The following is a 13919-nucleotide window of genomic DNA, read 5'->3' on the forward strand; positions in this document are numbered from 1 at the left end:
GTTCTGCAAAGGTAATAGTCCTTTTTGTAAATACAAGTACTCTATTAAAATTTTTAATTTTTTTTCTTTAAACTTTTTCCCTGCCAAATGTGTAAGTTTTCTAATGTAATAGAGGTCAATAGCCTGAGCTTTACGTATCATATTTGATATTGCCTCAGCGTTACTATATTAAATTAGATACCCTTGGTCAGAAAGTTTTTTTTTACATGCCTGATTGCCCTCTCTCTACTGCTTACAGCCAGCGGCATACTGACCTATGTGTATCAGGACGAGATAATTACTCATTTTGTAAAGCAGGCTGACCAGTTTCTGGCAACTCCTGTAAAAGTGAAGTCTATACAGCTCTCTTTTTGGGAGAAGTTTCCCCAAATCGCCATCTCCCTGAAAGAAGTAGAAATTAAGGGTAGCCAAACAGCAAGTGATAGCCTGCTGGCACAGGCAGAAAAGCTGGACTTTACTTTCAACCTCTGGCAGTTCGTGCAGGGGCAGTTTGTGGTAGATAAGGTGTACCTGACCAACAGCCAGGTAAGGCTCGCTATAGATAAGCAGGGGAACAATAACTATAGCATATTTAAAAAACGCTCTTCTGTAGACTCCCTTAGTAGCACCAATGAACCTCTTCGCTTTCAGTTACAAAAAATTATACTTAAAAACGTAGATGTCAGTTATCAGGACGCTGGCCTGAATCAGGCGCATCACCTGCTCGCAGAGGATATAGAAGCCTTGCTTGAGGTGGTAGGGGAAGAGTACGATATTCTTCTTGAAGGCAATCTGTTTTCACGGTACATTCGCAGTGGGGATGATGCGTATTTTAAAAACAAGCCATTGCACGTAGCTACTCATCTTAATTATGATTATCCGAATCGGTTTCTTGAGATTGATACAACTCGTTTGGGTATTGGTAATGGTCATTTTCTGTTGAGCGGATTGGTAGATCAGGCTGATGACAATTTTATAGACTTACAAGCTCGTGGAGAGCATACAGACTTACAAACACTTCTTTCGCTCCTACCCGAATCTATCGTTCGTCAATGGTCAGCTTACCGTAGTGAGGGTAAAGCCTTCTTTGAGGGTAGTGTAAAAGGGCACGTAAGCCGTACAGCTTCTCCGGCAGTAAGCCTGAACTTTGGCTGCGAAAACGCCTCATTTTACCATCCCGACTATAAAAAGAAACTGGAAAACATCAGTTTGCAGGGAAGCTTTACCAACGGTAAATCTCACAGTTTGAACACATCGGTTCTTAACCTCAAAGATATTTATGGACAGTTAGATGACAGAGCTGTTCGCGGAAGCCTGAGCCTCAGCAATTTTAAAAATTACTTTCTGCGTTGCCACCTCAAAACAAATATAGATGTAAATGCGCTTTTAGATTTTTACCCTATCAAAGAAGTAAAAGCGGCAAGAGGAGAGCTGTTTGCAGATTTTGAGATTGCCGGCCGTCTTAAAGATCTTAAAGGAGAAAGCAAAGGGTATTGGCAAAGAATTAAAAGCAGCGGAGATATCAGCCTCCAAGATGTTGATTTACTTTGGCAAGCCGACAGGCTGCCCGTAAGTGCGCTACAAGGCAACCTTATGTTTAAGGGTAATGACCTCTCGCTTAGTAACCTGGAGGCATATGTTGGTAACAGCCATGTACTACTCAATGGCATGTTGCGCAATGCGCTGGCTTATATGCTCTCCGACACACAGGGTATACATATTGAGGCTGACCTGCACTCCCAGCAGATAGACATGGACGAACTATTATCCGGACAGGCCAATGCTCCTCAATCTAACAGCTGGCAGGCAGTAAGCGAAAAACAGGACTATCGTTTCCAGATTGACCCTAAAATACAACTCTCTTTTGACTGCCATGTAGAAAAAATCAAGTTTAGAAGATTTAGAGGACGTCAACTGAAAGGTAAACTTCAGGTAGAGAACCAGGTGGCCAGGCTTAAGCAGTCTTCTATTCTTACTGCCGGAGGCAAAGTAAGTGCGCAGGCATTTATAGATGCTCGCCGACCGGATTTTGTTAAAGTAAATGCTACTACTGCTTTTGAGCATCTCCGAGCAGATAGCATATTTTATACTTTTGAAGACTTTGGGCAGGACTTTCTTACTCAAAAGCATTTGGAAGGTAAAATTTATGCTGATGTAGACTGGAACATGAATTTTGACCAACATTTACAACTGAACTATCCATCGTTGGAAGTAAATGCGCTAACTACCATACGCGATGGCAGACTGAATGACTTTGAGCCTATGCAGAAGCTGGCTCGCTTTGTAGAAGAGGAAAGCCTCTCCCGCTTACGTTTTGCTGAGCTTAATAACCACATCCGTATAGCTGACCAGAAAATATTTATTCCTCGTATGCAGGTCAGTTCTAATATCTCGGATATCTGGGTAGAAGGCATACATACTTTTGATAATCATATAGATTACCGTTTTGAAGTGCCCATGAAAACTTTTAGCATTCGCAAAGCAGCTGCCCGGGAACGCGCTCAAGCCCGACAGGAAAAATTTGGCCGTGTGCTGGAAGATGATTCAGCTCCTATTAACCTTTTTCTAACTGCTCTGGGAACCGTAGACGATTATAAAATCAGCTATGATATGCAGGCGGCTAAGTCTAAGTTTAAAGACAATTTGCAAAATGAAAAAGAAGAGCTGAAGCAGATTATCAAGAACAAAGGCAAAGAAACGGAATATCAGCTAGAGCTTGAAGAGGAAGAGTATTTTGATTTCGGGAGCACACCACCTAATACAAATCCACAACCCTGATTGCTGAGTATTTTCTATCTTGCGCCCCATGCGAAAAATCTACCTTACTGTAGCCTTACTTTCTTGCTTAAGTTTTAGCCTTAAAGCGCAATCTATTACCGATTTAGCAGACAAAGTAGTAGATATGTTTTCGGGTACTATTCAAGCTGAGGATACCTCCGCCTACCCAATAAGCTGGGTGATAGCCCCTCTACTTGCCTACTCTCCGGAAACCAGCGTACAGCTGGGTATGGGTAGCGTTATATTGTTTAAAACTAAAAATGCCTTGCCCGCAGATCGTACCTCCTCTTTGTTCTTTTCTGCTCGCTACACGCTTAACCAGCAAATAACAGCTTCGCCTACTTACGCTATTTTTAGTCGTGGAGAGAAATACATTCAAAAGGGAAAAATAGACTTCCGTAAATTCCCGCAGCTCTATTACGGTATTGGTAATAATACAGCTGAAAGCAATGAAGAACTTTATGGAATTAATACACTTAGTATAGAGCATCTAACCTACCGAAATGTAGTAGATAAACTGTATGCCGGAGTAGGTATTCGTTTTAAAAGGGCATATAATCAGGATTTTAAGGATCGGGGTTTGCTGGCTAGTGAGTTACCGCTGGGCAGTAAGGCTTATACTGCCGCAGGCTTAAACTTCGGATTACAATATGATAACAGAAATAACCTGATGAGTACCTCAACAGGAATGCTGGCAGAGTTTAAGTATCAGGTGCATTATAAAGCTTTGGGCAGCGATTACAATTATTCTTTAACAAAACTGGATATACGTTCATATGCCAGACCCTTTACCGAAAGAAAAGATATACTGGCCTGGCAGGTTTACGCCTACCTGAGCGAAGGTGAGGTCCCTTTTAATGAGCTGGCACCTTTAGGTGGAGATATGATAATGCGCGGGTATTACCAGGGCCGCTACCTGCACGAAAAGCTGGTAGCGGCACAAGTTGAATACCGCATGCAAATCTGGAAAAAAATTAGTGCCGTAGCTTTTAGCGGAGTGGGCGATGTGGCTCATCAATGGGAAAGCTTCCGCTGGAAAGACCTGAAATACTCATTAGGGGGTGGAGTACGCTACTCTGTATTGCCAGATGAAAGTCTTAACGTACGCTTCGACTATGCCTTCGGAAAAGATACACAGAATTTCTACATCAATATCTCGGAAGCATTTTAGCCAAATATCTTACTAAGCAAACCTCTTGACTTGGGCTCTGGCATTTGCATTTCTTCATCGGGCTTCAGTTGTTTCCACACTTCGCTCCAACCGGGAAATCCACCCAGATTACGATCATCTATATATACATCAGCCACAATTTTAGGACTATCTTCCGGATCAAGTACCTCTCCCGGATAGTTGCTATTTACCGCATAGAATTCTATGCCATTATTTCGACAAAATTCAACCGCCTCTTCTAGCCTTTTTCCACGACGACAAGTCCACAAGATTAATTTATGCCTGTCTTTATGCAATGCTTTGAGCGTATCAAAAGCAAATAGCTGCTCTTTTCCAATTTTAGGATATGCATCTTCTACGACAGTGCCATCAAAATCTACTGCTATAATCATAATATTGTTTTGCTTTAAATTTACGCTTTTTAGTACAAATCTAAGAATAAATACTTTTAAAAAACGTCTGCTCTTTCGGCTTAACGTGAATGCCTATAGTATAGTTTGTTTAAAGCAAAAGCGAGGCCTTTTTGAGCCCCTTTACTATCTTTATGATACTTGTGTGGTTATGCCAGGCTAATATCTTTATCTAAGTAAACATCCTGTATTGTGTTTAGTATCTCTACCCCTTCTTCAAAAGGTCTTTGAAATGCTTTGCGTCCCATAATAAGTCCAATACCACCTGCTCTTTTATTTATTACTGCGGTTTTTACGCCATCTGCCGTATCAGACTCACCAGATGATGCTCCCCCAGAGTTAATTAAACCAATTTTACCCATATAACAGTTGGCTACCATATAGCGAGTAAGGTCTATAGGATGTTCGGTGCTTAGTTTATTGTACATATCGGGATGCGTTTTGCCAAAGCCTAATGCCTTAAAGCCACCATTTGTTTCAGGTAGCTTTTGTTTAATTAGATCTGCCTGAATAGTTACTCCTATGTGGCAGGCCTGGCTACTAATATCTGTTGCATTATGATAGTCTTTACCATCTTCTTTAAAAGCACTATTTCTAGTATAGCACCAGAGTATAGTTCCCATACCTAATTCGTGTGCAATTTCAAAAGCTTCAGCCACTTCCTGTATCTGCCGGTTAGATTCTTCTGAACCAAAGTAAATCGTAGCTCCTACTGCTGTAGCTCCCAGGTTCCAGGCTTCTCTAACAGATCCATACATGATCTGATCATATTTGTTAGGATAAGTAAGCAGTTCGTTATGGTTAAGCTTAACAATAAATGGTATTTTATGAGCGTACTTTCTGGAATTTTGTGCCAGCACCCCAAAAGTAGTTGCTACTCCGTTACACCCCCCTTCAATAGCTAATTTAATAATGTTTTCACCATCAAAATACATAGGGTTGGGCGCAAAAGAAGCACCTGCAGTGTGCTCTATTCCCTGATCTACCGGTAGGATAGAAATATATCCTGTACCACCTAATCTTCCGTGCGTAAAAAGCTGCTGCATACTTCGTAACACTTGTGGAGAGCGATTAGATTGACCCAGGCTATTTTCTACATAGTTGGGGGATGGATTGAGTAAACTTTCTTTTGAAAAAGTTTGAGAATTGTGCTGCAGCAGGCTTTCTGCTTCGTTTCCTAGATATTTAACAATTTTTTCGTTTGGCATAGCTTGTCAATTTTAGGGTTAGGATGATATACTTTTTACTTCATAGACTATCTAACAGATAACTTGTTTATCAAATTATTAATCGTATTTTTGAACAAACGTTCATTTATATTAAATGTCTACTAAATCACAAATATTAGCCACCGCCTTAGAGCTTTTTAGCCAAAATGGTTTTGAAAAAACTTCTATTAGAGAAATAGCTAAAACAGCTAATATTTCACTCGGACTACTCTATAATTATTTTAAAGGAAAAGATGAGTTGTTGGGGGCCATCTTAAAAGAAGGTATAGAAGATATTAAACACTCGTTCACTTTCCCGACCGACGACCCAGACCCTTTAAAAACTTTGTTAGAGAACATATTCCATATACTGCATGAAAAAAGACAGCATTGGCGACTGCTACATAGCATACGCATGCAAAATTCAATCATGAAGAAGTACGAAAATGAGCAGGAAGAAATTAAAGCCTACATTCTAACTGAACTTAGTCTGATACTAGAAAAAATGGGATACGCTCAACCTTTGCCAGAAGCTATTCTTTTGTTTGCCTCAATTGATGGACTGGCCGGTCACTTTTTGCTCAACGAAAAGTATCCTATCTATAAAATGGCCGCACTACTTTTAGAAAAATATAAAACTCATTCCTATGAACAATGATTGGGTAAATCGTCAGGAGTATGCTTTTGCACCCCATTACTTTACTACTACCGAAGGTCAAATGCATTATGTAGATGAAGGAAAAGGCAAGCCCATTGTCATGGTACATGGCACACCGGTCTGGTCTTATGTGTACAGAAAAATGATCAAAGATCTTTCGGCTAACTATCGCTGTATTGCAATGGACCACCTGGGTTTTGGGCTCTCTGATAAACCTCCGTTAGCTGACTATTCACCTCAGGCTCATGCTCAGCGACTTACTGACCTCATTTCACATTTACAGTTAGAGGATATTACTTTGGTAGTTCATGATTTTGGTGGTCCTATAGGGCTTAGTTATACCCTGGCTCAGCCTGATCAGGTAAAACAACTAGTGATCTTTAATACCTGGATGTGGTCGCTCAATGAGTACCCTGAATTTGTAAGAGCGGGCAAAATAGCGAGCAGTCCTTTGGGTAGATTTCTGTACAAATATTTCAATTTCTCACCAAAGGTACTTATCAAGCAGGCTTTCTTCGATAAGGCTAAACTTACAAAAGTATTGCAGCAGCAGTATATTAAGGCTTTTCCTGATACTAAAACCAGGGGCGGGACTATTGCTTTTGCGAAACACCTCCTTAGTAGTAGCGAATGGTATAATAGCCTTTGGCAGCAAAAAGAGAAGCTGAAAGATATAGCAATGCTTATACTCTGGGGTAAAAAAGATACTCTGCTTACACCCATACTACTTAAAAAATGGAAAGAAAACTTTGCGCACGCTCAAATTGAAGAGTTAGAAGCTGGGCATTTTGTGCAGGAAGAAAAACCTGCCGAAGCTATTATGTTTATTCGGGCTTTTCTTGCCAAAGAGAAGACTAAATCTTTAGAAAGGTAAAAGCCTTTTCTGAGAAATCAGAAAAGGCTTCAACGGAAATGCTATCATTAATTATTCAAACAGTTCCTGAATAGGTTGACCATCTGCCCCATCGGGCAAAGCTATATTAAGTATCATAGATAATGTGGGGGCTATATCTGTAATGGTGTGGTAAGCCACACTTTTCCCTGCTTTTACACCCCATCCATAGAATAAAATAGGTACATGTGTATCGTAATTGTACCCTGTACCATGAGAAGTGCCCTGCATACGACTGCTGTTAAGAAAGCCTGGCTCTATGGTAAACAACACATCTCCTGAGCGCTGAAAATTATAACCCATCTGGAGCAATTTACGCTGTCCGCGTGTATACTCATATTTACGCATAGTGGACGCTGTATAAGTTTCTTTAATTCCTTTAAAATTCATTAGGCGAGTAGCAACATAGTCTTGAACCTCTTCCAACATAATTTTCTTTTCGGCGATTAGCTCATGATTAAGGACTATCTGGCTACTGGTATGCTCTATCCACTGCCCCTCTCCATACTTCTGTACCAGATCCTGATTGATGATGTTACTGATTTTAGATGCGTTGAGGTAACCTCCTGGCATACGAGCATCTACAAGTAGCTTAGGTACATCTACTACTGCATGGTCTGCTGTCAGAAATACAAGATAATTGCCCTCTCCTACCTGCTCATCCAGTGTATTAAAGAAGTCTTCCAGCTCACGATCTAGTCTGATGTACGTATCTTGCAACTCTATTGACTGAGCACCAAAAGCATGTCCGATATAATCGGTAGAAGAAAAGCTAACTGCCAGAAAGTCGGTATTCTCTCCCTGCCCCAGCGATTCCGCTTTTAGCGTAGCTTTAGCAAAATCTACTACCAGGCTGTTTCCAAAAGGGGTAGTACTTAGCAGACTATAGTTTCCGCTTCCTTTGTTCGCCTTTTTAAGGTCGTATGGAAAGGTTGGAGTATCTTTTCCATTGAATACTACTTCGTATGGGTTATCATCCGAGGTACTGGCTGTGTACTCCTCTATGGGCAATAAGGTATTCCACTTCTGACTTAAGTATTCTTTGGGTAGCTGCTGCCTGTTAAAATCCTGAACCCATTCCGGAAGTGTTTCCATATAGTAAGTAGATGTCATCATTTCTCCGGTGCTGCCATCGTACCAATAGGCTGCATCTGCCATATGTCCGGCAGGTAAAGCTGATCCACGGTCTTTAATAGAGATGCCTATTACTTTGCTCCTACCCTGAGTGCTCATTTTGAGCTGATCTGTAATAGTAGTGCTAAGCATATTTTTGGGAGATATTTTACCCGCTTTTTCAGAGCCTCCTACTGCACTCACACTGGTATCTTCTGCACAGTACACCGTACGTTTGAGTTCTCTGCTGTACCAGTCGTTGGCTATAACACCATGTGTCGCCGGAGTAGTACCTGTATAGACAGAAGCATGGCCAGGTCCTGTATACGTAGGAATATAATTGTAGTGACCATTGCGCGCCATAAAGCCCCGGTTCATCAGACGTTTGAAGCCTCCTTCGCCAAACTGATCATAAAAACGTAAGAGGTACTCCTGACGCATCTGGTCTACTACGATGCCTACTACTAGTTTAGGCCGTTGGTCAGGTTCCGTTTTCGGGCTAAAAGCGGTGAGCAAACAGAAGCAGGCAAGTGCCCACAACAGCATTGATTTCTTTAACATATTACGCATATAACTAATCAAAAAAACAGGTTAGTGATGGTTGTACTGATAACAGTCTTTGCTTCAGCTTAATTTTTTGTATCTCAAATATCTTATTCTTTTCCGCAGAATCCACCCCAAAGTTTAAAAAGCGTATACTTGTTTGCAGATATAATACCTAGATAACATAATAAACATGCTAAAGAAGGTAACTTGGTACTATTGCTGCGCAATTAACTCTTTTAGCTTCCAGGCATTGCGTACAGCATTGCCCCCTCCATCATTATTAAAATAAGCAAAAACTTCTTTGCCCTGGTACTGCCACTCTCGTATTCGTTCTGCCCACCATTGAAGGTCCTGATCAGAATAAGAACCGCCATACAAATGTTGGTGGTCCGGACCATGTAACCTTATATATACAAAAGGTGCTGTAGCCCTTAGTTCACACTTGAGCATTGCCCCGCTCATAATGCAATATGCGGCCTTGTGTCTTTCCAGTAGCTGAAATATATCTTCTCTATGCCAGCTGGCATGTCTAAATTCTAGGGCAGTTCGCATCCACCAGGGAATGTTGTCTAAAAAATACGCCAGCCGATCATAGTCATACTCCATTTGTGGGGATAGTTGAACTAAAAAAACAGCTCTTTTATCTAACAGAGCATGCCACCCTTTTTCTATAGTTTGCAGCCACTTCTCAGGAGCATATAATCGCTTAGCGTGGGTAAGCCCCCGCGGGGCCTTTACCGTCATCAGAAAACCCTGAGGAAGTCGGCGGCGCCAACTTTTAAATGTATTAAGCTTTGGCCAGCGATAATAGCTGCTGTTAAGCTCTACGGTATGAAAATGCTGAAGGTAATAGTGCAATCGCTGATAAGGAGGGGTATTTTGCGGGTACAAAACCCCATTCCAATGCTCATAGCTCCAGCCTGATGTACCTATATGTATACTCATACTTACTCAATGAACCAAATGTGTTTAATGTTTGAGGTAAAGTTTTTATCATTAATGAGTCTGAGGTTCAAGCTTTCCTTTGCTTCTTTTGCTAAACACATAAATTAAAGGACCTATAAGAAAATACACTACACCAGCCAGTATAGCCAGTGAGGGCATAGGCGAAAAGTAAGCACCCAATGCGATTACGATAGATAACAATGATACACCACACTGTATCCAGTATTTAGTAAGGGTACTATGGGTATGAGCTTCTTCCACATCGCTAAACTCTAGCTCTTCTTTATTGGCATAAGCATGCCGATATAGCAGGGCAAAACATAAGATTAGTGCAAAGTAACCTGAGCTATAAATGATCATAATCAGGGGAAGTTTTTCCCAACTGTTAACTAAGGTAACCAACTCTATAAAAGCTGTTTTATCATACTCCAGACCCAAAAGAATAAGAATTATAAATTTTGTGTAAGACAGCAAAAAACTGATGATAAACTTAAGCGGATAGACGAAGAATAGAACCACAATTAGTAAGCAGGCATTGATAATATTAATTTGCCTATCTATTAGGCCAAAGCGGTAAAAATACTGGCAATGTGCTCCCCAAATGAAAAACAAAACCATAGTACTTAGAGCAAAAGCCAGAAAGTCTGCTGCAAAAGTAATTAACTCATCTCCAGTTTTTGGAGCTTCCAATGAGACTAGCAAAAGTGTGATGGCCAGGGCTATTACGCCATCACTGAGCTGCTCCAGACGCGTATTGCCTTCGCCCCTTTGTCGATATACACTTTTATAGTTTTGCTTTAACCACCTTCTCATAGATACAGGCTTTTATGATCATATTTTATGCTATGCCTAGCTACTGGGGCTTGTGGTTGATGTAGGTGTGCAGGGCATTAACATACTCTTCAAATGCTTGTACACCCTTTTTAGTAATGCTACACCGGGTTTGTGGATAGTTATCTTTAAAAGACTTTTCTATTTGAATGTAGTCCGCCTCTTTGAGCTTGCTCAGTTGTACACTCAAATTACCAGCAGTTGCCCCTGTCTTTTCTTTAATGTAAGTAAACTCTGCCTCTTCTACACTTACCAGCAAAGAAATAATAGCTAGCCTTAGCTGGGTATGTAATAGCGGATTCAGCTTTTTAAAATCGGTCATCCTATTACTTTTTTATCATGTAAGCAGGAATAATGTAGGCGATAAGGGTAGTAAGCGCTAACAAAAGTAATTGTACCGGAAAGCTTACAAAAAAGGCCGCAAATGCAATACACCAGGCTATTACCCCTCCAATTATTAAAGGTTTAAAGCTAAATATTACGCCTGACATAAAGGTGCCTATGCCATAAAGCAAAATCAGGTAAGGGTAAGCCTGCTGAAAACCTGTAACAAAACCACCGGCCAGAATGCAGACCAGTAAGCCTGCTGAAATAGCGATCCAGAGGTTGCTAATAAACCTATCTACATAAGTTCTGACTCTGCTTTTCTTTTTGTGATTTATTGTACGATACACCGTACCTGCCGCACCTACAAACATGAGTAGCCAAACCATATAGGGATGCTCAAAGCTGGTAAACAATAGTGCATAGTGCGTTAAACTAGCTATAAATACCAGCCAACCCCATAGTAAAAAGTAAAAACTATCGTTACGGATTTCCTGCTTAGCAAGAATAATCATTTCCTGAATTGTGTTCCAGGAGTCTGCTTCTGTGAATGTTTGCTGTGCCATAAGAATAATGTTTATATAAATGTAAACTAGTTTACGCTATAAACTAAATTATGTTGTAAATATTATTCATTCTTTTCCGGTTCTCTTGCTTAGGAAGAAAAAATAGCAAATGCAGCTATACATGTCATGCCTAATCCTCTTTCCATTTATTCCGTACAATAAATGGGTATCATTCCACGACTTGTAAATCAAATGGACGCAATATCAATTACAACATTAGCCGATAGGCGAAATATAGAAATTGAGCGTACTGTGCTTAAAGAGCGCGGGCGCCTGCTCAACTTTATTCGACAGCGTGTGCCAGACCGTGACGATGCTGAAGACATTCTTCAGGATGTGTTTTTCCAGTTTACTCAGGCTTATCGTACCATAGAGTCTATTGAAAGAGTAACGGGCTGGCTGTTTCGGGTAACCCGCAACAAAATCGCAGACTTGTACCGTAAGAAAAAACCCGAAGCATTTAGCCAGATGCGCCGTGCTCGCGACGCAGAAGATGAGGACGCTATGGGTCTGGAGGAATTACTCCCCCAAATGAACATAGACCCTGAGGATAGTATGATGCGTAATGTAATCTGGGAAGCGCTGGAAAACGCTCTGGCCGAAATGCCAGAAGCTCAGCGTGAGGTATTTGTGATGCATGAGTTTGAAGACATCAGTTTTCGCGAAATGTCGGAGCAAACCGGAGAATCTATTAACACCTTGCTATCGCGTAAGCGTTATGCTGTACAGTTTTTAAGAAAGCATTTAGAAGATATTTATAACGACCTATAGCCATGAAGTTTAGCTGGGTTTTAAAGTTTGTTTTTTTTGCAGTAGCTATAGCGCTGGCATTTAGTTTGGCCGTTATGTTCTTGTGGAACTGGTTGGTTCCGGAGATATTTAATGGGCCACGTATCAGTTTTATACAGGCTATTGGCTTGTTGGCTTTAGCTAAAGTATTGGTAGGCTTTGGTAGTGGCGGCTGGGGAGGCAGACGTCGGTTTCGCCGACAGGTATGGAAGAAGAAGTTTCAGCGCAAATGGGAGCAAATGACGCCTGAAGAAAAAGAAAAATTTAAGCATAGCTTTATGGGCCGTTGCTACAAAGACCGAAACAGGGATAAAATGGAAACTGCCTGAAAATTTACTCCTATATACTATACTTTAATGAAGGCCGCACATCTAACTTTGTTGCGGCCTTTACTTTTTAGTTCTGCTGCATTTGTTTCTTTGCAAACATTTACTTTTTTTAGAAGTAGAGCACTGTCTACTTTTTAGGGCAACCAGCCTGTCCTCCTGAAAAATTAGCTTCGGTAGTCAATGTCTACCTCGGTATTACCATTTTCTATAGACTTATAGATAGCCTCAATAATACACATATCTCTAAGCCCCATTTCGCCAGGAGCTTTAAAGGTTGTTCCATTCATTACTGAATCTGCAAAAGCATCCATATGTACGGCCTGCTCGCGTATTTGAGGGAAATCCATTTCGCCCTCACTGGTTTTACCGGAAAGCGGCCCATAATCATAAGCTCTATCTAGCTGAAACCATCCATTTTCTGCTTCAGCTTTCAGATAATTGTAGCTTTTGCTATAGCTGGTTTCATGCTTGGAGGTAAGTCCACTCGGAAAATTCATGCTAAATTCTATTGTCTCATGTACTTCTTTAAATTTTTCGTTGCCTGAATTAAATTCTTGGGCAACAAGAGAAACCGGTTGTTCTCCTAATGTATAGCAAGCACCCTGTATGGTATAAATGCCTACATCCATTAGAGCGCCACCCCCGGCAAGTTCTTTGTCTAGCCTCCACTGTGTAGGGTCACCAATATTGAAGGCGAAGCCAGTTTCTAAAGATTTTACAGGGCCAAATACCTCTTCCTGCCCCAGACGCATCATTTCCTGGTTGTAGGGTTCATAATGAAGGCGATAACCTACCCCCAGCTCTACATTGTTTTCTTTACATGCGGCAATCATTCGCTCACAATCTTCTACCGAGGTTGCCATAGGTTTTTCGGTAATAACATGCTTACCGGCTTGCGCAGCTCTTATAGTATATTCGGCATGCATAGAGTTGGGGAGCACCACATAGATAATATCTATATCAGGATTGTTAGCCAGCTCATCATAGTTATCGTAATTATAGATGTTGGCTTCAGGAATGTTATAGTTCTTTTTCCATTCTTCTGCCTTGGAGGGTGTTCCTGTAACTATACCAGCTAGATAGCATTTTTCTGTCTGTTGCAATGCTGGGGCCAGCTGTCCTGTACTGTAGCTACCAAGGCCTACCAGCGCGACTCCCAATCGGTCTTTCTTTGCCGGCGTTTCCGTTTGTTCCTGAGACTGTTCTCCCTGCTGAGATTTGGTAGCACAAGACCATTGGCTAAGAGCCAGCCCTGAAGGTAAAAGAAGGCTACTCCCTACGCCCTGACTAAATCTTTTAACAAATTTTCTGCGACTGCTGAATAGCTTAAGTGGTTTCTTCATAGCGTTGTTTAAGTTGTGCTAATAATTTATACAATAA

The 13919-nt window shown here is 41.1% G+C and carries 14 protein-coding genes; 6 read left to right on the forward strand and 8 right to left on the reverse strand.

Annotation, left to right across the window (positions count from 1 at the left end; genetic code table 11):
- Window positions 1-183 precede the first annotated feature (183 nt).
- Window positions 184-2757, forward strand: coding sequence for an AsmA family protein (locus tag PZB74_RS06900; RefSeq protein ID WP_302241679.1), 2574 nt, complete (start codon window positions 184-186; stop codon window positions 2755-2757).
- Window positions 2758-2785: 28 nt separating this feature from the next.
- Window positions 2786-3928: a BamA/TamA family outer membrane protein gene (locus PZB74_RS06905; RefSeq protein WP_302241681.1), complete on the forward strand. Its 1143-nt coding sequence runs from the start codon at window positions 2786-2788 to the stop codon at window positions 3926-3928.
- On the opposite strand, the gene PZB74_RS06910 is transcribed toward PZB74_RS06905, so the two are convergent.
- Both PZB74_RS06910 and PZB74_RS06915 read right to left on the reverse strand, forming a co-directional pair.
- Window positions 3925-4320: a BT0820 family HAD-type phosphatase gene (locus tag PZB74_RS06910; protein WP_302241683.1), complete on the reverse strand. Its 396-nt coding sequence runs from the start codon at window positions 4318-4320 to the stop codon at window positions 3925-3927. The two genes, PZB74_RS06905 and PZB74_RS06910, sit on opposite strands and share 4 nt — an antisense overlap.
- Window positions 4321-4487: 167 nt before the next feature.
- A complete protein-coding gene (locus tag PZB74_RS06915) occupies window positions 4488-5546 on the reverse strand; it encodes a class I fructose-bisphosphate aldolase (RefSeq protein ID WP_302241685.1) in 1059 nt (352 codons plus the stop codon).
- A 115-nt stretch (window positions 5547-5661) separates the two neighbouring features.
- Between PZB74_RS06915 and PZB74_RS06920 the strand changes: the two genes are divergently transcribed.
- Window positions 5662-6204: a TetR/AcrR family transcriptional regulator gene (locus tag PZB74_RS06920; RefSeq protein ID WP_302241687.1), complete on the forward strand. Its 543-nt coding sequence runs from the start codon at window positions 5662-5664 to the stop codon at window positions 6202-6204.
- Window positions 6194-7078, forward strand: coding sequence for an alpha/beta fold hydrolase (locus tag PZB74_RS06925; RefSeq protein WP_302241689.1), 885 nt, complete (start codon window positions 6194-6196; stop codon window positions 7076-7078). The genes PZB74_RS06920 and PZB74_RS06925 overlap by 11 nt, the downstream gene beginning before the upstream one ends.
- A 51-nt stretch (window positions 7079-7129) precedes the next feature.
- Here the strand turns inward: PZB74_RS06925 and pafA are convergent, their stop codons facing one another.
- The 5 genes from pafA to PZB74_RS06950 all read right to left on the reverse strand — a co-directional run bounded on the left by pafA (window position 7130) and on the right by PZB74_RS06950 (window position 11421).
- Window positions 7130-8770 (reverse strand): alkaline phosphatase PafA, encoded by a 1641-nt coding sequence (pafA, locus tag PZB74_RS06930; RefSeq protein ID WP_302241690.1) that lies wholly within the window; start codon window positions 8768-8770, stop codon window positions 7130-7132.
- 198 nt (window positions 8771-8968) lie between these two features.
- A complete protein-coding gene (locus PZB74_RS06935) occupies window positions 8969-9700 on the reverse strand; it encodes a DUF72 domain-containing protein (protein WP_302241692.1) in 732 nt (243 codons plus the stop codon).
- Between the two features lie 51 nt (window positions 9701-9751).
- Complete coding sequence (locus PZB74_RS06940; RefSeq protein WP_302241694.1) at window positions 9752-10513, reverse strand: TMEM175 family protein; 762 nt, start codon at window positions 10511-10513, stop codon at window positions 9752-9754.
- A gap of 40 nt (window positions 10514-10553) precedes the next feature.
- On the reverse strand, window positions 10554-10853 hold the full coding sequence (locus tag PZB74_RS06945) for a winged helix-turn-helix domain-containing protein (protein ID WP_302241695.1): 300 nt from the start codon (window positions 10851-10853) through the stop codon (window positions 10554-10556).
- Between the two features lie 4 nt (window positions 10854-10857).
- Complete coding sequence (locus PZB74_RS06950; RefSeq protein WP_302241697.1) at window positions 10858-11421, reverse strand: hypothetical protein; 564 nt, start codon at window positions 11419-11421, stop codon at window positions 10858-10860.
- Between the two features lie 192 nt (window positions 11422-11613).
- Between PZB74_RS06950 and PZB74_RS06955 the strand changes: the two genes are divergently transcribed.
- Window positions 11614-12192 (forward strand): RNA polymerase sigma factor, encoded by a 579-nt coding sequence (locus tag PZB74_RS06955; protein ID WP_302241698.1) that lies wholly within the window; start codon window positions 11614-11616, stop codon window positions 12190-12192.
- A gap of 2 nt (window positions 12193-12194) precedes the next feature.
- On the forward strand, window positions 12195-12539 hold the full coding sequence (locus PZB74_RS06960; protein ID WP_302241700.1) for a hypothetical protein: 345 nt from the start codon (window positions 12195-12197) through the stop codon (window positions 12537-12539).
- A 164-nt stretch (window positions 12540-12703) separates the two neighbouring features.
- On the opposite strand, the gene PZB74_RS06965 is transcribed toward PZB74_RS06960, so the two are convergent.
- Window positions 12704-13882 carry a Gfo/Idh/MocA family protein gene (locus PZB74_RS06965; protein ID WP_302241702.1) on the reverse strand — a complete coding sequence of 393 codons (1179 nt, stop codon included), beginning with the start codon at window positions 13880-13882 and terminating at the stop codon, window positions 12704-12706.
- Window positions 13883-13919 lie beyond the last annotated feature (37 nt).

It is taken from the genome of Porifericola rhodea (assembly GCF_030506305.1).
GTDB classification, from domain to species: domain Bacteria; phylum Bacteroidota; class Bacteroidia; order Cytophagales; family Cyclobacteriaceae; genus Catalinimonas; species Catalinimonas rhodea.